This is a genomic window from Flavobacterium sp. (assembly GCF_965284515.1).
In the GTDB taxonomy this organism is placed as follows: Bacteria; Bacteroidota; Bacteroidia; order Flavobacteriales; family Flavobacteriaceae; genus Flavobacterium.
The window spans coordinates 1,529,652-1,552,557 of the sequence record NZ_OZ260089.1 but is presented as its reverse complement, the minus strand read 5'-3'; the positions used below and the strand labels follow the sequence as shown (position 1 = coordinate 1,552,557).

The following is a 22,906-nucleotide window of genomic DNA, read 5'->3' as shown; positions in this document are numbered from 1 at the left end:
TTACTATAATTTACCTACTAAAGATAAATGAGTCTTTTTAGAAAAATTTTCGGAAACTCTGGTGATACTTCAAACAGTAAAAAGGATAAAGAAGAAAAAAGTCCTTATACTCCTGAGGTAAATATACCTGTAGACGAAATGTTTACTCGCAATTTTCAAAAAAATGGGGGCAAGTTTATTTATTGTGAAAACTTAAATGAGATTTCAGATAATTTTTTAAATATTTTAGAAGAAAATGATTGGTTTGAATGTAATGTTTTGTGCTTTGAACCATCACTTAACTATTTAATAAACGAAAACAAACTTGGTATTATAAACAATACAGAAGAAGCACAGTTTTTCTTTTCTACATGTGAAAATTTAATTGGAGATGAAGGCTCTATATTATTCTCCTCTAATCAATTTAAACATTTCAAACCAAATGAACTACCTATTAATATGGTTGTTTTCGCCACTACAAGTCAATTAGTAGGGAGCAAAGGAGATGGATTGCGTTTTATTAAACAAAAGTATGACAAAGAATATCCTACAAATATCACTACCATAAAATACTTTGAAGAAGAAAAAGAAGAAGATTTTTTACATTATGGAAGTTGCCATAAAAACCTTTACTTACTTCTGTTAGAAGATTTATAGTATGAATGAAACACTAAAAAGAGCTCTTTCTGGGGCAGTCTATATAATTTTATTATTGAGCTGCATTTTATATTCTAAAGAAAGTTTAGCTATACTTTTTTCAATTTTACTAGTTTTTGGAGTCTACGAATATGCAAAAATGACTTCGGTAAATTTTTATGCTGGAATCTTAATTGCAGGCTTTGCTTATTATGCTTTCTATAATCAATCTTACAATATTTTAATTAACAATAGTATTACCCTATTCACTATTTTAATCTCAATAAGATTACTATATTTTTTATTTCAAAAGAATGATAAAGAATTTGATATTATTACTCAATATTTAATTTTAATTGGATATATTATTTTCCCTTTTATACTTACAAACTATGTCCCTATTGGTGTAAAAGGCTATAATTCAGACATCTTAATTAGTATCATTGTGTTAATTTGGACTAATGATACTTTTGCTTATCTTGTAGGAAAGAATTTTGGCAAAAACAAATTATTTCCTTCGGTTTCCCCTAAAAAAACAATTGAAGGTTTTATTGGGGGATTAATTTTTTCAGTAATTTGTGGAATTCTATTAGCCAAGTATTTCATAGAAGTGAAACACATTTATTTTTGGATAATAATAGCCATAATAGTTAGTATATTTAGTACTTTAGGAGACTTAATTGAGTCAAAACTAAAAAGAGTTGCAGGAGTTAAAGATAGCGGTACAATAATGCCAGGTCATGGAGGAATCTTAGATCGATTAGATAGTATTATATTTGTAATTCCATTTATTAATTTGTTTTATTTAATTTTACGTTATGTTTCATAAAGAAGGTTCAAAAATAATTTTTGTTACACTTATAATTGTTGTTGGTGTAATTTTTTTAAGTGATGCTTTTATTTCTATTGTATGGTTAAAAAGCTTAATTTTATTATTGGCAATATTCCTTTTAGTAATGGTTTTGCAATTTTTCAGAAACCCAAAAAGAGAAATTGACAATAGCGACAATCACATACTTGCACCAGTAGATGGAAAAGTAGTTGTAATAGAAGAAGTATATGAGCCTGAATATTTTAAAGATCAAAGATTGATGGTTTCTATATTTATGTCTCCAATAAATGTTCACGTAACGCGTTATGCATTAAATGGGGTTGTAAAATATAGTAAATATCATCCTGGAAAGTATTTAGTAGCTTGGCATCCAAAAGCAAGTGAAGAAAACGAAAGAACTACTGTTGTTATAAATAATAGAGTTTATGGAGAAGTTATGTACCGTCAAATTGCAGGTGCACTAGCAAGAAGAATTGTAAATTATGCCGAAGAAGGTATGAGAGCTGTTCAAGGTAAAGATGCTGGGTTTATTAAATTTGGTTCTAGAGTTGACTTATACTTTCCATTAGGCACAGAAATTAATGTAAAATTGAATGAAATTGCTGTTGGTGGTAAAACTGTAATATCAAAGAAAAATTAATGACTAGAGAAGAGTTAGAAATATCATTTGAAGAGGCTTTTAAAAATGCCCAACTGGTCCCGCAAGATTCTGTTCCACAGGATTTACAATTAGTTTTATATGGACTTTACAAGCAAGCAACCAGTGGCAATACCCGAAATATGTATTTTCAAAACCCACAAGACATTAGAAACGCATTTAAACTAAATGCATGGATGCAAGTAAAACACTTATCCATAGAAGAAGCTATGGAGCAATACATCACTATCATTAATAAACTAATGAAGGAAAGAAATTTATGAGAATTTACCTCTTAGTCACATCATTTTTTATTCTATTCATTTCTTGTAAAAACAACGATAATTTAGTAGAGGTTCAAATTCCAGAGCCAGAAATTATTGAAGAAAAAGCTTCAAATTTCACAAACTCAAATGAAATTAAATCCGAAACTGGCCCTTTTGAATTGGTTCAACTAAAATATAAGTTTGAAGATTATGCACCTAACTTAGATGGAAGAACAATGGAAACTCATTATTCTAAACACCTTTTAAGTTACGCCAACAAGTTAAATAAAATTGTTGCAGAAAATAAATGGTCTAAAAAAACCAAAATTGAAGATATACTACTTAATTTAGATGTAAACAATATAGAGTTAAGAAAAAGCGCTGGTGGTTATTATAATCATAATTTGTTTTTTGAAAACTTAGCTCCAAAATCAGACCTAAAACCTAGTGACACTTTAACTATGGCTATAGATAAACATTTTGGCTCATTTGATGCTTTCAAACAAAAAATTATTACAACAGCTTCAAACCTTGAAGGCTCTGGATGGACTTGGTTGATTCTAAACAAGAAAGGTGATTTAGAAATCGTTACAACAATAAACAATGATAATCCTTTAATGAAAGATGCTTTAATAAAAGGAACTCCTCTATTTAATATCGATACATGGGAACATGCTTATTATTTACAATTTCAAAACAGAAAAGTAGAATACCTTAAAAAGGTATTTGAATTATTAAATTGGGACTTAATCAGTAAAAAATACGAATCCTTATAAATAAAAAAAGCTCTGAAATTTTCAGAGCTTTTTTTATTGTTTATAATTAATCCAATTATTATTTTTCAAACTGTTTTAATGTTTTAATTATAATAGAAACACAATCTAATAATTGCTCTTCATTCATAACCAAAGGTGGTGCAAAACGGATAATGTTACCGTGTGTTGGTTTAGCTAAGAGACCATTATCTCTTAATGCCATACATATGTTCCAAGCAGTATCACTTTCTTCAGTATCGTTAATTACAACTGCATTCAATAATCCTTTACCTCTTACAAGTGTAGCTATTGAACTTGTATCAATATATTTTTGCAATTCAGATCTAAATAATTTTCCTAAAACTCTTGCGTTTTGAGACAAACTTTCATCATTAACAACATCTAATGCCGCCATAGCTACAGCTGCAGCAACTGGGTTTCCACCAAAAGTTGAACCGTGTTGTCCTGGCTTAATTACATTCATAATCTCATCGTTGGCTAAAACAGCTGATACTGGGTATGCCCCGCCAGATAATGCTTTACCTAATATTAGAACATCAGGCTGAACATATGTTGATTGCTTTTCACATTTCGCTTCGCAAGAACAATTTCCACATACTGCAAGTAAAGAACCAGTTCTTGCAATTCCTGTTTGAACTTCATCTGCAATAAATAAAACATTATTAGCTTTACAAAGAGCTTTAGCTTTAGCTAAATAATCTTCACTTGGAACGTAAACACCTGCTTCACCTTGAATAGGCTCAACTAAGAATCCTGCTATATTTTTTGAAGATGTTATTGCTTGTTCCAAAGCATCTAAATCATCATATGCAATTTTAATAAATCCTGCTGTATATGGTCCGAAATTTTTACGAGCATTTTCATCATTTGAAAATGAAATAATTGTTGTAGTTCTTCCGTGGAAGTTATTTTCACAAACAATAATTTGCGCCTCATTTTCATCTATTCCTTTCTTTTCATAAGCCCATTTTCTACAAATTTTCAAAGCAGTTTCTACCGCCTCAGCACCTGTATTCATTGGCAAAACTTTATCAAAACCAAAATATTCAGTTACATATTTCTCATAAACACCTAACTTATCATTATAAAATGCTCTAGACGTTAAAGTAAGTGTTTCAGCTTGATTAGTCATTGCTCCAACAATTTTTGGATGACAATGCCCTTGATTAACCGCAGAATAAGCAGACAAGAAATCATAATACTTTTTACCTTCTACATCCCAGACATAAACCCCATCTCCTTTACTCAAAACTACTGGAAGTGGATGGTAATTGTGTGCTCCATGTTTGTCTTCTAACTTAATTATTTCAGCTGAACTCATTTTTTCTTTAACTGACATACTCTATTTATTTTGTTGATTTTGTAATCTCAATTCCTTCTTTTGGAGAGAAATCATCCATATTTGAACAAAAATACAAAATGAAAGCATTTTTATAAAGAAAAAGGAAACAATATTTTAAAACAAAAATCTTTGTTGCATTAATAATATTCAAATCTCAAAATAATCATTTATATTTGAATTTCAATTGTTTATGTAACAGCTATGATTAAAAAAATACTTTTTCCTTTTTTTTGCTTCTTAATTTCTTTCAATTGTTATTCTCAAATATGGGAAGTATCTCCTAATAACCAATTTGAAAAACATTTTGAAGAAGCCTATAATACTTATCCATCTATACCAAGAGGAATATTAGAATCTATAGCTTACACAAAAACTCATATTCAACATATTGAACCTGAATACGGAATTCCTAGTTGTACAGGATTACCTTTTCATTTTGGTGTTATGGGTTTAGTGGAAGATGGTAAAAATTATTTTAGAAATTCCTTATTAGAAGTTGCTTCTATTTCAAAATATACTATTGAGGATATTAAATTAAATCCTAAAACAAACATTCTTGCATTTGCAAAAGCGTATGATGCATTATTAGAATTGCATAATTTAAGAAACAAACCAGTTCAAAATCATGAAATAGTAATTGACGCTTTATCGGAAATTCCGAACAATCAAAACACTGCAAATAACTTTGCTTTCGACACGCAATTATATTCGATCTTTAAAAATTTATTAGATTCTAAATTTCAGGAATCGTATAATTTACCAAAGTACAGTTTCAGTTTAGAAGATATTTTTGGTAAAGAAAATTTTCAAATACTTAATTCTTCAAGTGTTTCAATTGAAAACAATCAAATTAATGGTAGAAATTACAATTCAACATACAATCGTTTAGCACCTCCTTGTAATGATGTTTCAGGAAGTTTTCCCTATGCAATATTATCTGCAGCAGCAGACCCATCAAACTATAGTTCAAGAAGTGGAACTGCAATTACACATGTAACTATTCACACTATGCAAGGTTCCTATGCAGGAGCTATTTCTTGGTTTCAAAATCCTGCTGCAAATGTTTCTGCGCATTATAATATGAGAGCTTCAGATGGTCAAATTACTCAATCAGTTTGTGAAATTGATAAAGCTTGGCACGTTAGTAATTCAAATCCATATGCCGTTGGTATTGAACATGAAGGGTATATAGATGACCCAACTTGGTATACAAGTGTAATGTATCAAAAGTCAGCTGTTTTGACCAAAGATATTGCAGCTAGAAATGGAATTCCAATCATTAGAACATATGATAAAAATGGCGATGTTGGTGTAAATTCAATCAGTGATGGTTGTTTTAAAATAAAAGGGCATCAGCATTTTCCATCACAAACACATGTTGACCCAGGTCCGTATTGGGATTGGAATAGATATTATGATTTAATTAATGATGCTGTAAGTGCAACTTCGATAACTTACACAGCTTGCAGCGGAACTATTTATGATTCTGGAGGTTCAACTGGAAATTATGGAAATGACGAACGTGTTTTTTATAAAATTCAACCAACAGGTGCAACAAGTGTTACATTAAATTTCACTTCCTTAAGTTTAGAAACAAATTACGATTATTTATATATTTATGATGGTGATTCGCATAATGATCCATTACTTGCTGTTTTAAACGGAACAACATTACCGCCAGCAATTACTGCAAATAGCGGAAAAATGTTATTGGAATTTAGAACAGATTGTGCGACTGTAGATACTGGATGGGTTGCTAATTATTCTTGCAATACCTCTTCAATTGCTTGCGAAATGCCAACTGGATTAAGTGAAAGTAACATGAATCATAACAGTGTACAATTAAATTGGAATACTGTTCCAAGCGCATTAAGCTATGAAATTTCCTTCAAACAAACATTAGAAGCAAGTCCAACAATTTACACATCAACAACAAATAACATTGTCGTTTCTGGTTTAGCAGCTGGAGCTCAATATATTTGGACTGTAAAATCAGTTTGTAATGCTGGAGTCAAATCGGTTGCTAATTCAAATGAGTTTACAAATTCTAGCACTATAACCAATATTGTCGATTCAAATTGTTCGGGAATATTCACTGACACAGGAGGAGTTTTAGGAGGTTACACAAATAACGAAAACTATACGTATACAATTTCCCCAACGGGAGCTTCATCGGTTACTTTATCCTTTAGTGCTTTTAATATTGAAAATAATTACGACTTTATTCGTATTTATGATGGTCCAACAACAGCTTCTACTCTACTTGGAACATACACCAATACAAACACACCTCCAAGCATTACTTCTTCTGGAGGAAGCTTAACCATAAAATTCACTTCTGACAATGCAACTATGAGATCTGGTTGGGTAGCAAATTGGACTTGTACTTCGTCTTGTAGTTTACCAAGTATCCCAACATTATCTTTAAGTCCAACAACAATTTGTTCAGGAGAATCGAGTACTCTTACAATTACAGGAAATTTAAATGATGCTACGCAATGGAATATTTATTCTGGATCATGTGGAGGAACTTTAATTGGCTCTACTTCAACTTCAACATTTAATGTTAATCCAACTACTACCACAACCTATTATGTTCGAGGTGATGGAGGCTGTGTTTCAGGAGGAAGTTGTGCTTCTATTACACTTAATGTAACTGCTGCTCCCGAAATTAATATTACTGGAAACGGAACTTCAATTCTAAGTGGAGATTCTACACCATCATTAATTGATGATACTAATTTTGGTCTAATTAACAATACAACAATCACCAAAACATATACTATTGATAATATAAATGGTTATGCTGACTTAAATATTAGTTCAATAGCAGTTTCAGGGACAAATGCGAGTAATTTCACAGTTGGAAACATCACATTGCCAAAAGTTATATCTGTTGGTAATTCAACCACTTTTACAGTTACGTTTACACCAACAGATATTGGATCTAGAACTGCAATAATTACTGTAAACAATAACGATTGTAACGAAAGTGCTTATAACTTTACTGTTTTAGCCAACTTAAACTGTGGTGATATTACAACCACTTGGAACGGTTCTAGCTGGAACAACGGAAATCCTGCGCTTACAAAAGTACTTATATTTAGCGGAAATTATTCTTCTACAGGAAGTATTTTAGGTTGTTCGGCAACTTTAAATTCAAATGCTCAAGTTACAATTAACACCAATCACACTTTAATTTTGAATGATGCTATAACAGTTAATTCAGGTTCATTATTATCAATTGAAAATAACGGAGCTTTGCGTCAAGTGAATGATGTAACCAATTCTGGAAACATAATAGTAAAAAGAAATTCATCACCAATGGTTCGTTTGGATTATACTGCTTGGTCATCGCCGGTTGAAAACCAACAATTACAAGCTTTTTCTCCTAATACATTATCGAATAGATTTTACGAATATTTGTACACCGGAACAACAACTGCAAGTGCTTATCAAACAGTTAATTCAAATTTAGATTTTGAATCAGGAAAAGGATATTTAATTAGAGTGGCAAATAATTGGTCTACCTCTACTCCAACAATTTATAACGGACAATTTAATGGTGTTCCTGCAAACGGAACTATGAATATTCCGGTTGGAATAGGCTATAATTTATTAGGTAATCCTTATGCTTCACCAATAAGTGGAAATTCTTTTTTAGGGCAAAACCCATCCATAAACACATTGTACTTTTGGACACACACAGCGACTGCTTCTGGCGGAACTTACCCCTCAAATAATTATGCTTCCTATACAACTCTTGGAGGAACAGCTGCTACGGCTGGAGGTTCAATTCCTAATGGAACAATAAATGTTGGACAAGGTTTCTATATAAATAAATCAACTGCTGGAAATGCATTGTTTAAAAATAACCAAAGAGTAAATGCTGCAACAAGTTCGCAATTTTTCAGAATTAATGAAGAGCCTGAAACACATCGCTTTTGGTTAAATTTAAATAATGAAACAACCAATTACAACCAAATTCTTATTGGATATACCGAAAATGCAAGTCATGGTATTGATGCACAAATTGACGGAGAAGTATTAGATAAAGGCAAATCTTATTTATTTAATTTTATTGATAATGAAGAATATGTAATTCAAGGTAGAGGTTTGCCTTTTTCAGATGAGGATATTGTTCCTTTAGGAATCGAAATCAAATCTTCTGGAAACTATTCAATTGCTTTTGAAAATGCAGATGGTTTATTTTCTAATCAAGAAATCTATTTAAAAGACAATCAAACAAATACAATTCACAACATTAAGGAAAACCAGTATTCTTTTTATTCTGACTCAGGCAACATAACAAATCGCTTTGAAATTGTATATAAAAATTCATTTTTAGGAAATGAAGATTTTGAATTGAATCAACTTCAAGTATTTTCTTCAAATGAAATTATCACAATTGATTCTAAAAATGAAGAGATAAAAGAGGTAATTGTATTTGATATTATTGGTAGAACATTATTTAATAAAAAGAATATCAATTCAAATACAATTGAAATTCGAAATCTTACAACTCAAAACCAAACTCTTTTGGTAAAAGTAATTAGCAATACTAATAAAGAAAAAACGGTAAAAATTATTCACTAAAACAAAAAATCTGGAAGCAATTACTTCCGGATTTTTTTATACTCTTTCATTATACATTTCTAACAACTTCGTAACTGTATTCCAATTTCGAATTGTTGCCGTAACATTCAACTTCTTTTCAATATATTTTTGATCAAACTTTGTTTTCCCTGCACCTACTGCATATTTTATAAAAATCCGTGGTCCGTCTATTTGTGCAGCATCAGGCTTAACCATACTCATTTTCAAATCATTTATAGACCCATCTGCCAATTCTTTAGAAATAAAAGCAACATATAACTTCTTAGTATCAACATTATTTTCTCTTAAAAAATGATTGTTTTTAAAACAAGCTTCTAAATCTGCTCTTCCAATTACAACAGTTGGAACTTCATGACCAAAAGTTTTAAAAATTTCTTGTTTTATTTTAAAACCTACACTTGGCGCATTTTCTTCATCGGTATCAACAAACACATTTCCTGATTGAATATACGTTTGCACATTTAAAAAACCAATATTTTCTAGAGCTTTTTTAAGCGCATCCATTTTCATCATATTGTGTCCAGAAACATTTATTCCGCGAAGTAAAACCAAGTGTGTAATCATCTCTATTTTTGAATTTTGTATAAAAGTAAAATAATTTATTAAAAACAACTAACAATCCTTATTTTTGCGTCATGGGAAAAAGAAGAACAGAAAAAATCGTTTTTGAAAACGTAGAAGTCCTAGACGCAGGAGCGAAAGGCGTATCGGTAGCAAAAGCACCAGACGGAAAGGTAATATTTTTACCAAATGTGGTACCTGGTGATGTAGTTGATATACAAACTTTAAAAAAACGTAAAGCCTATTACGAAGGAAAAGCAACAAAAATTCATAGTTTTTCAGAACATCGAACAGAGCCTGTTTGTGAACATTTTGGTGTTTGCGGTGGTTGCAAGTGGCAGAACATGAAGTATGAGCAACAATTATTTTATAAAAACCAAGAAGTTCAAAATAACTTAAAACGAATTGGTAAAATAGAATTACCTGAATTTGAAGAAATTTTAGGTTCTAAAGAACAATTTTTCTACAGAAATAAAATGGAATTCGGTTTTTCAAATTCAAGATGGATGACAGATGAAGAAATTCAATCAGGAAAAGAATTTGACAATAAAAATGCATTAGGATTTCATATTCCAAGAATGTGGGACAAAATTTTAGATATTGAAAAATGTCACTTACAACAAGATCCTTCAAATGACATTAGAAATGAAGTTCGAACTTTTGCAAATGAGCACAACTTAACATTTTTTAACCCAAGAGAACACAGCGGATTACTGCGAACATTAATGATTCGTACTGCATCAACTGGTGAAATCATGGTGTTAATTCAGTTTTTTGAAAATGATAAGAAAAATATTGAGTTAATTTTAAACCATTTAAGCGAAAAATTTCCTTCTATAACATCGTTATTATATGTTGTAAACAGTAAACCAAATGATACTATTTACGACCAAGAAGTAGTTTTATTCAAAGGTCGCGAATATATTTTAGAAGAAATGGAAGGTTTACATTTTAGTGTAAATGCAAAATCTTTTTATCAAACCAATTCTGATCAAGCCTACGAATTATATAAAATAACTAGAGAATTTGCTGGTTTGACCGGAAATGAACTCGTATACGATTTATATACAGGAACAGGAACAATTGCTCAATTTGTTTCTAAACAAGCTAAGAAAGTAATTGGAGTTGAAGCAGTTCCTGACGCTATTAAAGATGCACAAGCAAATGCAGTTCGCAATAATATTACCAATTGTGAGTTCTTTGTTGGTGACATGAAAAATGTATTTAATGACGAATTTATAGCACAACACGGTCAACCAGATATTATTATTACCGATCCTCCTAGAGATGGAATGCATAAAGATGTTGTTGCCCAAATTTTAAAAATTGCTCCTCAAAAAGTAGTTTATGTAAGTTGTAACAGTGCCACACAAGCACGTGATTTAGCTTTAATGGATGAAACATACAAAGTAACTCGTGTACGTCCTGTAGATATGTTTCCGCAAACGCATCATGTAGAGAATGTTGTTTTGTTAGAAAAAAGAAAATAAACTGGATATGAAAAAATATGCATTTCTTATACTTATAACCTTATTTGCTTTTTCTTTTTGGAATTGCGAAAAAGATGATATTTGTGCAGAAGGTACTCCAACTACTCCAAGAGTGGTTATTGAATTTTATGATAATTCAAACCCCACCGTTTTAAAAACAGTTACCAATTTAGGGATTATTGCTCCTGGTTTTGCTGAAGGATTTGGTTTTAATGGTGTAAGTATTGCTACTGCTCCACTTAAAACGACAGATAACACAACGACACTTCAATTCATAGAAAACGGTAGTGATTCTGATACTGGAAATGATAATATTGATGAAATAACATTCAACTACACACGTCAAGATATATATGTTTCAAGAGCTTGTGGATACAAATCAAATTTTACGCTTGAAACAACTACAGGAGCAGTTTTAACAACTGATACTGATAACTGGATACAGAACATAACCATTGAACAAACGACAATTGAAAACGAAAATGAAACACACATTAAAATATACTTTTAGTCTTCTTTTTGTCTTGTTTTCAATTACTGGAAATGCTCAATTAAAAGACACTACAAAAATTGCTCAACGTTATGGTTTGCGTGTTGGAGTAGATTTACATCGATTATCAAAATCATTTTACGATAAAGACTACCAAGGTTTAGAAATTGTAGGAGATTATAGAGTTTCTAAAAAATTATATATCGCAGGAGAATTGGGTAATGAAGATAAAACTGTTGATGACGACCGATTTAACTTTACTACAAAAGGAACGTATTTTAAAGTTGGTTTTGATTATAATGCTTATGAAAATTGGCTTGACATGGAAAACATGATTTATGCTGGAATGCGTTACGGAGTAAGTAGCTTTAGCCAGACATTAAATACATATACCATTTATGAACCAACAAATTATTATGGTGAAAACACTGTTGTTTCTGGTGAAAAATTTAACGGATTAACCGCAAGTTGGCTTGAAGTTGTAGGTGGTGTTAAAGCGAAAATTTTAAACAACTTCTATTTGGGTTTTTCAGTTCGATTAAATTATTTAGTGTCTAATAAAAAACCTGATAATTTTGATAATTTATACATTCCTGGTTTCAATAGAACCTATGACGGAAAATTTGGAGCAGGTTTCAATTACACATTGAGTTACATGATTCCTATTTATAAAAAGAAGTAAGAAATATTTATAAATAAATACTATTTTTTTTATTTATGAGTTATAATTATATGAATATTCTAAACTTAAGAATAAACTTAAATAAAAATAATGAATAAAGTATATATAATTTTAATCACTTTCTTAAGTTTTTTATTTCAACAATATACAATTGGGCAAACCAAACAAGAAAATCAGTTTTTACAAAAAGTTGGAGTTGTAGATAGTCTATATTCAAAAAAACTAAAAGAATACAGAAAAATATATGTACAACTTCCAGCTAATTATAACGCTAATAAAAAAGAAAAATATCCAGTCATTTTTATTTTAGATGGTGAAATTTTATTACCAACAGTAACCAATTTTCAAAATTTTTATAGCGGTGGCTTTACACCAGAAATGGTTCTTATTGGTATTGCGAACGATAAAAATAGAATGCGTGATTTAACAACTTCTAAAGTAACAGAAATGAATGGATTGCCATTTAATCAAGAAAATGGTGAGGCAGATCTTTTTAGTAATTTCATAGAAACTGAATTAATTCCCTACGTTGAAAATAAATATCCTGTTACAAATTTTAGAACTCTAATTGGTCATTCTTATGGCGGTTTATTTACCATTTATTCTTTAATCCATCACCCACAATTATTTTCTAATTATGTAGCTATAGATCCAAGTCTTGATTGGGATAATCAAAAACTATTAAAGGAATCTCAAAAAATTCTGTCTAGTAAAAATTACCAAAGTAAATCTTTATTTATGTCCTTAAACGGACAATTGAATATGCAAGATCCAAACATAACAATTGACAATGTTATGCAAGATTCTTCTGATTTTACTTTATTTTCAAGATCAAATATTTCCTTTTCAGATGTTGTAAAACAAAACAGTAAAAACGGATTACATTATGATTGGAAATTTTACCCAAAAGACATTCATGGAACAATTATTTTTCCTTCTATTATGGATGGTTTAATTTCTGTTTTCGAATGGTATCAAATGGAAAATACATATAAAATAAATAACTTTGAAACCTCAAAAGAAGAATTAAACGAAATTATAAAATATAGAGAAAAGAAACTTAAAATTCATTTTGGATATGCTGTACCTCCTTATCCTGAGGAACTTTTAAACATTTCGGGCTACATGAATATGGATATGGAACAAATGGAAAAAGCAAAAATGTACTTTGATTTTTGTATTGAATTTTACCCAAATAGCGCGAATTCCTATGACTCTATGGCTGACTATTATGAAAGGAATGGAGACAATGATAAAGCATTAAATTTTGTTATTAAAGCTTATAAAATAAGTAATGATAATTATTTTAAAGAGAGAATTGAAGCTTTAAAGAAAAAGTAATAGAGGAGCTAAATTATTTCACTTCCTTTACTCCTTTTACAAACAACCATTTTACAAATAGCTTTTCGCCTTCTTTGGTCTTAACAGCTTGGTATTTTGGAGCAATTAATAAAGAAATCATAAATGCTGTTCCTGCAATCCATAAACCTATTAAGTTGGTAAAATTCATTACCAATAAATATGTTGGCACATATATTCCTGTAAAACCTAAAAAGTTATATAATAAGGCTTTTGTTGACTTACTCATATCTACTGATCTTCATTATTGTTCATATACTTTCCTTTTTTACTACCAGCATACATTTCGTATTTAACCATACGCGCTTCTAGCTTACCATTAAAAAGTTTAATTTTTCTTGAAGGACGCAAGCCAACAAACTTCAATGCATCTAAATTTGCTGTAATAAACCAAGCATTAGTATCAGAATAACCTTGTTTTAATGTATCGCCAATTTCTCTGTAAAAACGTTCCATATCAATATCTAAACGTTCTCCATAAGGTGGATTGAATACCATATGTAAAGGTCCGTCTGTTTCTTTTTCTGTTTCAAAAAAGTTGGCTTGTTTTATAGTAATGTATTCTGCCAAATTAGCATTTTCTATATTATCCTTTGCCTTAGAAACAGCACTTGGTGCTTTATCATAACCTGTAATCGTATAATGAAACTCGCGTGTTTTCTTCAATAACGATTCTAAAATATTGTCAAACAATTGGCTGTCCCAATCGTTCCATTTTTCAAATGCAAATTCTTTCCTGTTTATATTCGCTGGAATATTACATGCAATCATTGCGGCTTCTGCTAAAATAGTTCCACTACCACACATTGGATCAATAAAATGAGAAGTTCCATCCCAACCAGAAAGCATCAACATTCCTGCAGCTAAAACTTCATTAATTGGTGCAATGTTCGTAGCTGTTTTATAACCTCTTCTGTGCAACGATTCACCAGAAGTATCTAATGAAACCGTAACTTGATCTCTATCAATATGTACATGAATTCTTAAATCTGGAAAATCTTTATCTACACTTGGTCTTTTTCCTTGATTGTCTCTAAATTGGTCTACAATAGCATCTTTCGACTTTAAAGCGACGTACTGACTATGGTTAAAATGATCTGAATGTAACGTAGTATCAATTAAAAACGATTGGTGTGCCGAAAAATAATCAGACCAGTCAATCGATTGAATTCCTTTATACAAAGCCAAATCATTAACAGCTTTAAATGTTTTAATAGGTTTTAATATTTTTAAAGCAGTTCGCAAACCTAAATTTGCTTTGTACATAAAACCCTTATCTCCCATAAAAGTAACCACACGAACTCCTTGCTCTACTTTTTGAGCGCCTAATTGTGTTAATTCTTTCGCTAATAATTCTTCAAATCCAAATAAGGTTTTGGCAACCATTTTAAAATTTTCCATCTTCAAAATTCAATTTCAATTGCAAAAACCAATTGCAAAAGTGTAAAATGTTCTTAAAACCAAAATCTAAGAGTTTAAAATTGGAATTAAAGTGCAAAAATACACTAAATTTGCAACTTAAATCAATTTGAAGAGTAACTTAATGTCAACAATCAACAATCAACAATCTGAAATTAACAATCAACAATCAAATAGTTGGTTTGCCTCTTGGTTTGATACTTCTTACTACCATATTTTATATAAAGATAGAGACTATGAAGAAGCGCAGCAATTCATGGACAATCTTACGCATTATTTAAACCTACCTGAAGAAGCTAAAATATTAGATTTAGCTTGTGGAAAGGGTCGACATTCTATTTATTTAAATTCACTTGGTTTTGATGTAACCGGTTCTGATTTATCTGAAAATAGCATCAAAGAAGCTTCAAAAGATTCAAATGACACTTTACATTTTAAAGTGCACGATATGCGCGATTCTTTCGAAGAAAAATACGATGCAATTTTTAACCTTTTTACCAGTTTTGGTTACTTTGAAAACGATGCAGATAATCTTAAAACCTTAATTTCAATTAAAGAAAGCCTTACCGAATATGGTTTTGCGGTTATTGATTTTATGAATGTTGATTTTGTAATTGATAATTTGGTTCCTTCAGAAATTAAAACAGTAGAAGGAATTGATTTTCACATTAAAAGATATGTAAAAGACAATCATATTTTTAAAGAAATAGATTTTGAAGATAATGGCGAAAAGTTTCATTTTACCGAAAAAGTACAAGCGCTTCGATTAGATGATTTTGAAGCCATGATGGAAGAAGCAGGTATTTTTCTTTTAGATGTTTTTGGCGATTATAAGCTAAGAACATTCTACAAAAATCAATCAGAACGTTTAATAATGATTTTCAAATAATGATCAACTCAATATATATACTTCCTTTATTGTCCGTAATTTTAGGTTACGTTATTGCAATTTTCTTTCGCCCAAAAAGCAAAAAAATTTAAAGTTATTATTGGCTTTTAGTGGTGCTTTTTTATTGTCTCTCACAGTAATGCATTTATTACCTGAAGTTTATGAGGCTGACTTACATCATTCAGAAGAGCACCATCATCATCATTCAAGTGCAATAGGCATTTATATTATGATAGGAATTGTATTCCAAATTATTCTAGAATATTTCTCAAAAGGAGCTGAACACGGACACGTACACGGTCATGACAAAATGGATACTATTCCTTGGTTATTGTTTTTTAGTTTGTGTTTACATGCTCTTTTAGAAGGTATGCCAATCAGCAATCATAATCATTTAGCATTCGGAATTGCAATACACCACTTCCCTATTGCTATTATTTTAACCACTTTTTTCAGCAATGCTCTGTTGAATAAAAAAGCTATTTTCTTTTTCATGATTGTTTTTGCTTTCATGACACCGTTAGGAACTATTCTTTCTCAAAGTTTACCGTTTTTAAAAGAATATTATGCACAAATTTCTGGAATCGTTATTGGTATTTTATTCCATATTTCTTCAACTATTATTTTCGAAAGTAGTGAAGGGCATAAATTCAACATGGCAAAACTTAGCGTAATTGTTTTAGGTATTGTAATGGCTTATTTTATATAGATTTCTTGGGCGTTTCCTCCATTTCATTTCGGTCGGGCTTTCGGCTGCACACGGTGCTTGCCTCTAACCCTAACGCAAAAGAAAGTATTATTAAATCAAAATTGATAAATCATCATTACTTAAATCAAAAAACTTTGTAACTTAGCTACTTTGTTACTCAATACTAAAATGGATTTTACCAAAACAACCGAACAAGCTTCCAATTACCAACATTTAGAAAAAATGTCGGTCAATGAGTTGTTACAAAACATTAATAAGGAAGATAAAACGGTCCCATTTGCGGTTGAAAAAGCATTACCTCAAATTGAAAAATTAGTTACAGAAATTGTAACCAAAATGAGACAAGGTGGAAGACTATTTTATATTGGAGCTGGAACATCAGGAAGGCTAGGTGTTGTAGATGCTTCAGAATGTCCACCTACATTTGGTGTTGCTTTTGACACGGTAATTGGTTTAATTGCTGGCGGTGACGAAGCTATTCGAAGAGCTGTTGAAAATGCAGAAGACAATACTGAGCAAGCTTGGATTGATTTAGAATCGTGTTTGATTACCAATAAAGATGTTGTTGTAGGCATTGCAGCATCAGGAACAACTCCTTATGTTATTGGTGGCTTAAAAAAATGCAACGAAAATAACATTACTACAGGTTGTATTACTTGTAATGAAGGAAGTCCGTTATCCAAAGTTGCTAAATTTCCAATTGAAGTTGTCGTTGGTCCAGAATTTGTAACTGGTAGTAGCCGAATGAAAGCTGGAACAGCTCAAAAATTGGTTTTAAATATGCTTTCAACAGCAACCATGATTCAATTAGGAAAAGTAAAAGGTAATAAAATGGTCGACATGCAATTAAGCAATGATAAATTGGTAGACCGAGGAATTAAAATGATTATGGAAGAAATTCCGGTTACCTATGAAATTGGTGGAATTTTATTAAAAAAATACGGAAGCGTTAGAAATGCAATATTAAATTATAAACAATAAATCTATAACCTATGAAAACATTAATTTTAACTTTTGGATTATTATTTACAAGTTTACTTTTTTCTCAAGAAATAACTACAGAAAACAAAAAATATTATGTAGATGGAATTCACGTTTACAAACATGAAATAAAAACTGTTTTAGCTGCAAATCCAGCTGCTTTAAACTTATTTAACAAAGCCAAAAGAAAAGAAACTTGGGGTGGCGTTTTAATAGGCAGTGGTATTGCTTTATGTGTTGCCGATGCAGTTAAAGGTGCAGTTTCTGACGAGACTTATCCTTCGGTTTTAACTTACACAGGTATTGGGCTTGTTGCTGTTTCAATTCCAATTATGTCTGGTAAAAATAAAATGAGAACAGAAAGTATTGAAATGTACAACAACGGATTAGAGCCTAAAGCAAAAACATTAGGTTATAATTTCAACATGAACTTTATAACTAATCAAAACGGAATTGGTTTAAACATTAGATTTTAATGCCGACCAATAAAAAAATACTACTTAAAGGAGTCCAATTTTTATCAGGAGCTTTACCGCTCTTATTCATTGGCCCTGTTGTAATAAACAGTTCGTTTAAAAACAAAGAAAATCCTTTATATCCATTTATTTTAGGATTAGGGATTTTATTCTGTGCTGCAGCTATTTTTTGCATGTTTAGAGGAATAAATTTAATAATGAAAAGTTTATTTGATGGAAACAAGTAATATCTATTTGATAAGCGTAAAAAAGCAAATGTTGTATTATAAAACAATTGCAGAAAAAGCTCTAGATCAACTTGAAGATGAGCAATTATTTATTTCTGTAAATGATGATACTAATTCTATCGCTACTATTATGAACCATATGGTTGGAAATATGTTGTCACGCTGGACAGATTTTTTAACTACTGACGGTGAAAAAGAATGGCGCACTCGCGATGCTGAATTTGAAAACCCAATCGTGACCAAAGAAGAGCTTCTTAATAACTGGAACAAAGGTTGGGATTGTTTTTTCAATGCAATTAACGGGTTAAAACCTGAGCAGCTTTCGCAAATAATTTATATTAGAAACGAAGGTCAAACTGCTTTAGATGCTATAAATAGACAGTTAGCTCATTACCCTTATCATATTGGCCAAATTGTTTTTTATGCTAAAATGATTAAGAAAACAGAATGGACTAGCTTTTCAATTCCAAAAAACAAATCGAATGAGTATAATGCTGATAAGTTTTCAAAAGAGAAAACCAATAAGCATTTTACTGATGATGAACTGAAGAAATTACAATAAAAAATGTCTACACATAAATACCTTTTGATTTTCATTCCATTAATAATGACTTCTTGCTACGAACAAGAACGCAATTGCGGAGATTTTAAAAATGGTAAATTTGAATCGGAAATTACAATTGATGGAGTAAAACACACTTCAACATTTGAACGTAATGATTCTATCCAAATCGAAACCTATAATGGAGTAATTGATACATTCAACATAAGATGGATTAACGATTGTGAATACATCATGAAAAACAGTAACCCAAAAAACATGGCAGAGAAAAAATCTGTTTCAATGAAAATTTTAACTACAAAAAACAATACCTATATTTTTGAATACAACTACATTGGTGATTCAAATAAACAAAAAGGAACTGTAACAAAACTTTGATTATTATAAAATAAAAACGAAAAACAACTCATAATTTAAAAAAATGGAAATTTTCTTAGACCCAAATGCATGGATTGCACTTTTAACACTTACTTTTCTAGAAATTGTTTTAGGTATTGATAATATTATATTCATATCAATCGTAACAGGAAAACTTCCTGAAGAGAAAAGAAAAAAAGCAACACAAATAGGTTTATTCCTAGCTATGTTTATGCGTATTGCATTACTTTTTGGAATAACCTTATTAATTGCCATGAAAGAACCTTTTTTCTCAATTGATTGGGGCTTTTTTAGCGCCGACTTTACCGGACAAGCAATCATTCTTCTAGTAGGAGGTTTATTTTTGATTTATAAAAGTACGAAAGAAATTCACGAAAAAGTAGACCATCCAGATGAGGAAGAAAAAGAATTAGCATCAAAAAGTGCTGCGGCATCATTTGGAAGTGTTTTGATTCAAATATTAATGATAGATATTATCTTTTCTGTAGATAGTATTTTAACAGCGGTTGGAATGACAAATGGGGTTGAAGGAGCATTAATTATTATGATTACTGCTGTTGTTATATCAGTTGGAGTTATGATGTTATTTGCTGTTCCTGTTGGAAAATTTGTAAATGCAAACCCTTCTATTCAAATTTTAGGATTGGCATTCTTAATCTTAATTGGATTTATGTTAATTACTGAAAGTATGCACTTATCTAATTCTCAACTTGCTGGGCAACACGTAGGAGCAGTTCCAAAAGGCTATTTGTACTTTGCTATTGCATTTTCACTTGCTGTGGAATTTTTAAACATGAAAATGAGAAAAAAGAAATAGATTTAAAATAAAAAATCCCGCAATTGCGGGATTTTTTATTTATTCAAAACTCATACCTATTTGACCATCTTCTTCTAAATCAATTTTTATATCATCAGAAAGAGATTGTTCATCAGTTACTTCCATCTTTTCTGGTTCAGGTTCTTTTGGCTCTTCAAAAGGTAAAGGTTCTAATAAATTAATTTGTTTTACTTTATCAGTAGTTAATTGGTTACCCAATGCTTTTATACCTTTTACAGCTATAAAGTCTTCCAAATTCACTTGAATGGTGTCTTTTTGCTCTCCTTTCACTTTAGCAAATATAACTTCAGCCATTGGCAACCAATCTGTAGAGACAATTTCCAATTGGGACTTATCGTGTTCAGTAATAAAAATTTCTTCTTTATTCTCATTCTCAACTAAGAATCGCTTAACATAATAACGCTCTTTTTCACCATCGAAATAAATAGCAGAAATAGGTTTACTTGGCTTCCATTTTTCTAACACAATCATATCTTGATCAAAATGGGTTGTAAGTTCAGGAATTATCGTTTTTAACTTTCCAGATTGATTAACAATCAACAATCTATCATTTGGTTTAAACTCTCCCAAAAGTTCTCCTCTTCCGTCAGTATTTAAGCGCTGAACTGTGTCATCAAACCAAATTTTTCGTGGTCGAAGTGTAGAGATTCCTTTCTCTTTTAATTCAATTTTCTTGATTGGATATTTAGAAACCGTATTTCCTTTTGAACCTCTTCCTTTAATTAAGATTTCTGCAAAATCCATATCCCATTTTAACTTCTTAACACTTCCTACTTGTCGCAATAAAATGGTAACTACCTCAGCTTCTCCATTTGGATTAGAAGAGAAATATAAAATTTGTGAACCTGGTTTCTCTTGTGTTAGATGATAATCTTTATCTCGAGTTACGCCAGAAACATTGAAACGTTTTACGAACGACGCACCTGATTTTCCATCGCGATAAATAACATTATAAATGGTACGTTTATCGTTTTTATCAAAAATAGCAACGTGAATAATGTCTTTACCAATGAATTTCTTGTCGTCTACTTTTGTAATGACCATTCGTCCATCACGAAGGAAAACAATTACATCATCAATATCAGAACAATCGGCAACGTATTCATCTTTTTTCAATCCGGTTCCTATGAAACCTTCTTCTCTATTTATGTATAGTTTTGTATTACGCAACGCTACTTTTGTAGCTTCAATCGTATCAAAACTTCTCAATTCGGTTTGGCGTTCTCTTCCTTTTCCGTACTTTTCTTTTAAAGTGGTAAAAAAGGCAATTGCAAAATCAATAATGTGTGCTAAATCGTGTTTAATCCGTTCCATTTCAGCTTCCAACTTCGCAATAGCATCGTCTGCTTTATCAGAATCGAAACGCGTAATACGGATCATCGGAATTTGAGTAAGCTTTTGTAAATCATCATCATGAATATCACGAACTAATGACTTTCTAAACGGTTCAAATTTCTTGTATAAATATTCATAAAGGCTTTCTCTGTCTGAATATAATTTGAAGTCGATGTACATTTCTTCTCTAATGAAAATCTTTTCTAAAGTAGAGAAATGCCATTTATTTTCTAATTCGTCTAACTGAATTTCTAATTCGCGTTTTAGTAAATCAACCGTTCTATTGGTCGAAATTTTCAACATATCAGAAACCCCAATAAACAAAGGTTTATTGTTTTCAATAACACAACCTAAAGGCGCAACCGAAGTTTCACAAGCCGTAAAAGCATATAATGCATCAATTGTTTTATCTGGCGAAACACCAGAAGGCAAATGAATTAAAATTTCAACCTCAGCAGCTGTATTGTCTTCAATTTTTTTGACTTTAATTTTTCCTTTATCATTTGCTTTCAAAATACTATCAATCAATGTTGACGTATTGGTAGAAAAAGGAATTTGAGTAATGACTAAAGTTGATTTGTCTAATTGCGCAATTTTTGCACGCACACGCACACGTCCGCCACGTAAACCATCGTTATAGTTCGAAACATCTGCAATACCTGCTGTTGGAAAATCGGGATATAAAGTAAACGGTTTTCCTTTTAATATTTTAATTGACGAATCTATTAACTCTACGAAATTGTGTGGCAAAACTTTGGTAGATAAACCTACAGCAATACCTTCAGCTCCTTGTGCTAAAAGCAATGGAAACTTAACCGGTAAATTTATAGGTTCTGGACGACGACCATCGTAAGAAGTTCCCCAATCGGTAATTTTTGGAGAATATAAAATATCGTGACCTAACTTAGAAATACGTGCTTCAATATAACGAGAAGCAGCTGCAGAATCTCCTGTAAGGATATTTCCCCAGTTTCCTTGCATGTCTATGATTAAGTCTTTTTGACCTATTTGCACCATAGCATCTCCAATACTTGCATCTCCGTGTGGATGATACTGCATAGTGTGACCTACGATGTTAGCTACTTTATTGTAACGACCATCGTCTAACTCTTTCATGGAATGCATGATACGACGTTGCACCGGTTTAAAACCGTCTTCAATTGCCGGAACTGCTCTTTCTAGAATTACATAAGAAGCATAATCCAAAAACCATTCTTTATACATACCGGTTACTTTTGTAATGGTATCTTCTGGGTTTTCATCATTTTCATAGAAGTTATGTCCGGATGTTTTTATATCCTCAAAACCTTCATTTGAAATAGATTCATTTAAATTATCGTCTTGCTCTTCTGGGTTTATATTTTCTTCGTCTTCGTTCATTATTTTTTTTTGGTTTACGGTTAACAGTTAAAAGTTGACAGAAAA

At 31.0% G+C, this 22,906-nt stretch carries 23 protein-coding genes; 18 read left to right on the top strand and 5 right to left on the bottom strand.

The annotated features are described in order from the left end of the window. Positions 1 to 27 precede the first annotated feature (27 nt). Genes ACQ65T_RS07170 through ACQ65T_RS07150 form a run of 5 tightly spaced genes read left to right on the top strand, consistent with a single transcriptional unit; the run spans position 28 to position 3,126 of the window. Complete coding sequence (locus ACQ65T_RS07170) at positions 28 to 636, top strand: lactate utilization protein B/C (protein WP_430400403.1); 609 nt, start codon at positions 28 to 30, stop codon at positions 634 to 636. Position 637: 1 nt separating this feature from the next. Further along, positions 638 to 1,444: a phosphatidate cytidylyltransferase gene (locus ACQ65T_RS07165; protein ID WP_430400402.1), complete on the top strand. Its 807-nt coding sequence runs from the start codon at positions 638 to 640 to the stop codon at positions 1,442 to 1,444. After that, complete coding sequence (locus ACQ65T_RS07160) at positions 1,434 to 2,087, top strand: phosphatidylserine decarboxylase family protein (RefSeq protein ID WP_430400401.1); 654 nt, start codon at positions 1,434 to 1,436, stop codon at positions 2,085 to 2,087. The genes ACQ65T_RS07165 and ACQ65T_RS07160 overlap by 11 nt, the downstream gene beginning before the upstream one ends. Next, complete coding sequence (locus ACQ65T_RS07155) at positions 2,087 to 2,368, top strand: acyl-CoA-binding protein (RefSeq protein WP_430400400.1); 282 nt, start codon at positions 2,087 to 2,089, stop codon at positions 2,366 to 2,368. Before ACQ65T_RS07160 ends, ACQ65T_RS07155 begins: the two co-directional genes overlap by 1 nt. Further along, entirely contained in the window at positions 2,365 to 3,126 is a 762-nt protein-coding gene (locus ACQ65T_RS07150; protein ID WP_430400399.1) for a superoxide dismutase, read from the top strand. The genes ACQ65T_RS07155 and ACQ65T_RS07150 overlap by 4 nt, the downstream gene beginning before the upstream one ends. A 58-nt stretch (positions 3,127 to 3,184) precedes the next feature. Here ACQ65T_RS07150 and rocD read toward each other — a convergent pair whose 3' ends face one another. Beyond that, on the bottom strand, positions 3,185 to 4,465 hold the full coding sequence (rocD, locus tag ACQ65T_RS07145) for an ornithine--oxo-acid transaminase (RefSeq protein ID WP_430400398.1): 1,281 nt from the start codon (positions 4,463 to 4,465) through the stop codon (positions 3,185 to 3,187). Positions 4,466 to 4,669: 204 nt separating this feature from the next. Between rocD and ACQ65T_RS07140 the strand changes: the two genes are divergently transcribed. After that, positions 4,670 to 9,064, top strand: a complete 4,395-nt coding sequence (locus ACQ65T_RS07140) for a CUB domain-containing protein (RefSeq protein WP_430400397.1) — start codon at positions 4,670 to 4,672, stop codon at positions 9,062 to 9,064. 36 nt (positions 9,065 to 9,100) lie between these two features. On the opposite strand, the gene ACQ65T_RS07135 is transcribed toward ACQ65T_RS07140, so the two are convergent. After that, the gene (locus ACQ65T_RS07135; protein ID WP_430400396.1) at positions 9,101 to 9,649 is read right to left on the bottom strand and encodes a DUF1697 domain-containing protein; all 549 of its coding nucleotides are present in this window, start codon (positions 9,647 to 9,649) and stop codon (positions 9,101 to 9,103) included. A 71-nt stretch (positions 9,650 to 9,720) separates the two neighbouring features. Here ACQ65T_RS07135 and rlmD point away from each other — a divergent pair, with 71 nt between their 5' ends. The 4 genes from rlmD (at position 9,721) to ACQ65T_RS07115 (ending at position 13,649) form a co-directional block, all read left to right on the top strand. Beyond that, complete coding sequence (gene rlmD / locus ACQ65T_RS07130) at positions 9,721 to 11,136, top strand: 23S rRNA (uracil(1939)-C(5))-methyltransferase RlmD (protein ID WP_430400395.1); 1,416 nt, start codon at positions 9,721 to 9,723, stop codon at positions 11,134 to 11,136. Positions 11,137 to 11,143: 7 nt separating this feature from the next. After that, positions 11,144 to 11,647, top strand: a complete 504-nt coding sequence (locus tag ACQ65T_RS07125; protein WP_430400394.1) for a DUF6452 family protein — start codon at positions 11,144 to 11,146, stop codon at positions 11,645 to 11,647. Beyond that, a complete protein-coding gene (locus tag ACQ65T_RS07120; RefSeq protein WP_430400393.1) occupies positions 11,619 to 12,308 on the top strand; it encodes a DUF6048 family protein in 690 nt (229 codons plus the stop codon). The genes ACQ65T_RS07125 and ACQ65T_RS07120 overlap by 29 nt, the downstream gene beginning before the upstream one ends. Before the next feature lie 90 nt (positions 12,309 to 12,398). Beyond that, on the top strand, positions 12,399 to 13,649 hold the full coding sequence (locus tag ACQ65T_RS07115; protein ID WP_430400392.1) for an alpha/beta hydrolase-fold protein: 1,251 nt from the start codon (positions 12,399 to 12,401) through the stop codon (positions 13,647 to 13,649). 13 nt (positions 13,650 to 13,662) lie between these two features. On the opposite strand, the gene ACQ65T_RS07110 is transcribed toward ACQ65T_RS07115, so the two are convergent. Next, on the bottom strand, positions 13,663 to 13,896 hold the full coding sequence (locus ACQ65T_RS07110; RefSeq protein ID WP_430400391.1) for a hypothetical protein: 234 nt from the start codon (positions 13,894 to 13,896) through the stop codon (positions 13,663 to 13,665). Positions 13,897 to 13,898: 2 nt separating this feature from the next. Next, positions 13,899 to 15,068 carry a THUMP domain-containing class I SAM-dependent RNA methyltransferase gene (locus ACQ65T_RS07105; protein ID WP_430400390.1) on the bottom strand — a complete coding sequence of 390 codons (1,170 nt, stop codon included), beginning with the start codon at positions 15,066 to 15,068 and terminating at the stop codon, positions 13,899 to 13,901. 142 nt (positions 15,069 to 15,210) lie between these two features. Here ACQ65T_RS07105 and ACQ65T_RS07100 point away from each other — a divergent pair, with 142 nt between their 5' ends. The 8 genes from ACQ65T_RS07100 to ACQ65T_RS07065 all read left to right on the top strand — a co-directional run bounded on the left by ACQ65T_RS07100 (position 15,211) and on the right by ACQ65T_RS07065 (position 20,125). Then, a complete protein-coding gene (locus ACQ65T_RS07100) occupies positions 15,211 to 15,975 on the top strand; it encodes an SAM-dependent methyltransferase (RefSeq protein WP_430400389.1) in 765 nt (254 codons plus the stop codon). Between the two features lie 100 nt (positions 15,976 to 16,075). Next, the gene (locus tag ACQ65T_RS07095; RefSeq protein ID WP_430400388.1) at positions 16,076 to 16,684 is read left to right on the top strand and encodes a ZIP family metal transporter; all 609 of its coding nucleotides are present in this window, start codon (positions 16,076 to 16,078) and stop codon (positions 16,682 to 16,684) included. 168 nt (positions 16,685 to 16,852) lie between these two features. Beyond that, positions 16,853 to 17,665: an N-acetylmuramic acid 6-phosphate etherase gene (gene murQ / locus ACQ65T_RS07090; protein WP_430400387.1), complete on the top strand. Its 813-nt coding sequence runs from the start codon at positions 16,853 to 16,855 to the stop codon at positions 17,663 to 17,665. 11 nt (positions 17,666 to 17,676) lie between these two features. Beyond that, the gene (locus tag ACQ65T_RS07085) at positions 17,677 to 18,141 is read left to right on the top strand and encodes a hypothetical protein (protein ID WP_430400386.1); all 465 of its coding nucleotides are present in this window, start codon (positions 17,677 to 17,679) and stop codon (positions 18,139 to 18,141) included. After that, complete coding sequence (locus ACQ65T_RS07080; RefSeq protein WP_430400385.1) at positions 18,141 to 18,368, top strand: DUF6095 family protein; 228 nt, start codon at positions 18,141 to 18,143, stop codon at positions 18,366 to 18,368. Before ACQ65T_RS07085 ends, ACQ65T_RS07080 begins: the two co-directional genes overlap by 1 nt. After that, entirely contained in the window at positions 18,355 to 18,930 is a 576-nt protein-coding gene (locus ACQ65T_RS07075) for a DUF1572 family protein (RefSeq protein ID WP_430400384.1), read from the top strand. Before ACQ65T_RS07080 ends, ACQ65T_RS07075 begins: the two co-directional genes overlap by 14 nt. A 3-nt stretch (positions 18,931 to 18,933) precedes the next feature. Then, positions 18,934 to 19,308 (top strand): DNA topoisomerase IV, encoded by a 375-nt coding sequence (locus ACQ65T_RS07070; protein ID WP_430400383.1) that lies wholly within the window; start codon positions 18,934 to 18,936, stop codon positions 19,306 to 19,308. A gap of 43 nt (positions 19,309 to 19,351) precedes the next feature. Next, the gene (locus ACQ65T_RS07065; RefSeq protein ID WP_430400382.1) at positions 19,352 to 20,125 is read left to right on the top strand and encodes a TerC family protein; all 774 of its coding nucleotides are present in this window, start codon (positions 19,352 to 19,354) and stop codon (positions 20,123 to 20,125) included. Positions 20,126 to 20,164: 39 nt separating this feature from the next. Here the strand turns inward: ACQ65T_RS07065 and ACQ65T_RS07060 are convergent, their stop codons facing one another. Further along, positions 20,165 to 22,861 carry a DNA gyrase/topoisomerase IV subunit A gene (locus ACQ65T_RS07060; protein ID WP_430400381.1) on the bottom strand — a complete coding sequence of 899 codons (2,697 nt, stop codon included), beginning with the start codon at positions 22,859 to 22,861 and terminating at the stop codon, positions 20,165 to 20,167. Positions 22,862 to 22,906: the final 45 nt, after the last annotated feature.

Excerpts from the sequence above, each read along its gene's own strand:
- ACQ65T_RS07170 (WP_430400403.1), top strand. The coding sequence starts at position 28 with ATGAGTCTTTTTAGAAAAATTTTCGGAAACTCTGGTGATACTTCAAAC.
- ACQ65T_RS07165 (WP_430400402.1), top strand. The coding sequence starts at position 638 with ATGAATGAAACACTAAAAAGAGCTCTTTCTGGGGCAGTCTATATAATT.
- ACQ65T_RS07160 (WP_430400401.1), top strand. The coding sequence starts at position 1,434 with ATGTTTCATAAAGAAGGTTCAAAAATAATTTTTGTTACACTTATAATT.
- ACQ65T_RS07155 (WP_430400400.1), top strand. The coding sequence starts at position 2,087 with ATGACTAGAGAAGAGTTAGAAATATCATTTGAAGAGGCTTTTAAAAAT.
- ACQ65T_RS07150 (WP_430400399.1), top strand. The coding sequence starts at position 2,365 with ATGAGAATTTACCTCTTAGTCACATCATTTTTTATTCTATTCATTTCT.
- rocD (WP_430400398.1), bottom strand. The coding sequence starts at position 4,465 with ATGTCAGTTAAAGAAAAAATGAGTTCAGCTGAAATAATTAAGTTAGAA.
- ACQ65T_RS07140 (WP_430400397.1), top strand. The coding sequence starts at position 4,670 with ATGATTAAAAAAATACTTTTTCCTTTTTTTTGCTTCTTAATTTCTTTC.
- ACQ65T_RS07135 (WP_430400396.1), bottom strand. The coding sequence starts at position 9,649 with ATGATTACACACTTGGTTTTACTTCGCGGAATAAATGTTTCTGGACAC.
- rlmD (WP_430400395.1), top strand. The coding sequence starts at position 9,721 with ATGGGAAAAAGAAGAACAGAAAAAATCGTTTTTGAAAACGTAGAAGTC.
- ACQ65T_RS07125 (WP_430400394.1), top strand. The coding sequence starts at position 11,144 with ATGAAAAAATATGCATTTCTTATACTTATAACCTTATTTGCTTTTTCT.
- ACQ65T_RS07120 (WP_430400393.1), top strand. The coding sequence starts at position 11,619 with ATGAAACACACATTAAAATATACTTTTAGTCTTCTTTTTGTCTTGTTT.
- ACQ65T_RS07115 (WP_430400392.1), top strand. The coding sequence starts at position 12,399 with ATGAATAAAGTATATATAATTTTAATCACTTTCTTAAGTTTTTTATTT.
- ACQ65T_RS07110 (WP_430400391.1), bottom strand. The coding sequence starts at position 13,896 with ATGAGTAAGTCAACAAAAGCCTTATTATATAACTTTTTAGGTTTTACA.
- ACQ65T_RS07105 (WP_430400390.1), bottom strand. The coding sequence starts at position 15,068 with ATGGAAAATTTTAAAATGGTTGCCAAAACCTTATTTGGATTTGAAGAA.
- ACQ65T_RS07100 (WP_430400389.1), top strand. The coding sequence starts at position 15,211 with ATGTCAACAATCAACAATCAACAATCTGAAATTAACAATCAACAATCA.
- murQ (WP_430400387.1), top strand. The coding sequence starts at position 16,853 with ATGGATTTTACCAAAACAACCGAACAAGCTTCCAATTACCAACATTTA.
- ACQ65T_RS07085 (WP_430400386.1), top strand. The coding sequence starts at position 17,677 with ATGAAAACATTAATTTTAACTTTTGGATTATTATTTACAAGTTTACTT.
- ACQ65T_RS07080 (WP_430400385.1), top strand. The coding sequence starts at position 18,141 with ATGCCGACCAATAAAAAAATACTACTTAAAGGAGTCCAATTTTTATCA.
- ACQ65T_RS07075 (WP_430400384.1), top strand. The coding sequence starts at position 18,355 with ATGGAAACAAGTAATATCTATTTGATAAGCGTAAAAAAGCAAATGTTG.
- ACQ65T_RS07070 (WP_430400383.1), top strand. The coding sequence starts at position 18,934 with ATGTCTACACATAAATACCTTTTGATTTTCATTCCATTAATAATGACT.
- ACQ65T_RS07065 (WP_430400382.1), top strand. The coding sequence starts at position 19,352 with ATGGAAATTTTCTTAGACCCAAATGCATGGATTGCACTTTTAACACTT.
- ACQ65T_RS07060 (WP_430400381.1), bottom strand. The coding sequence starts at position 22,861 with ATGAACGAAGACGAAGAAAATATAAACCCAGAAGAGCAAGACGATAAT.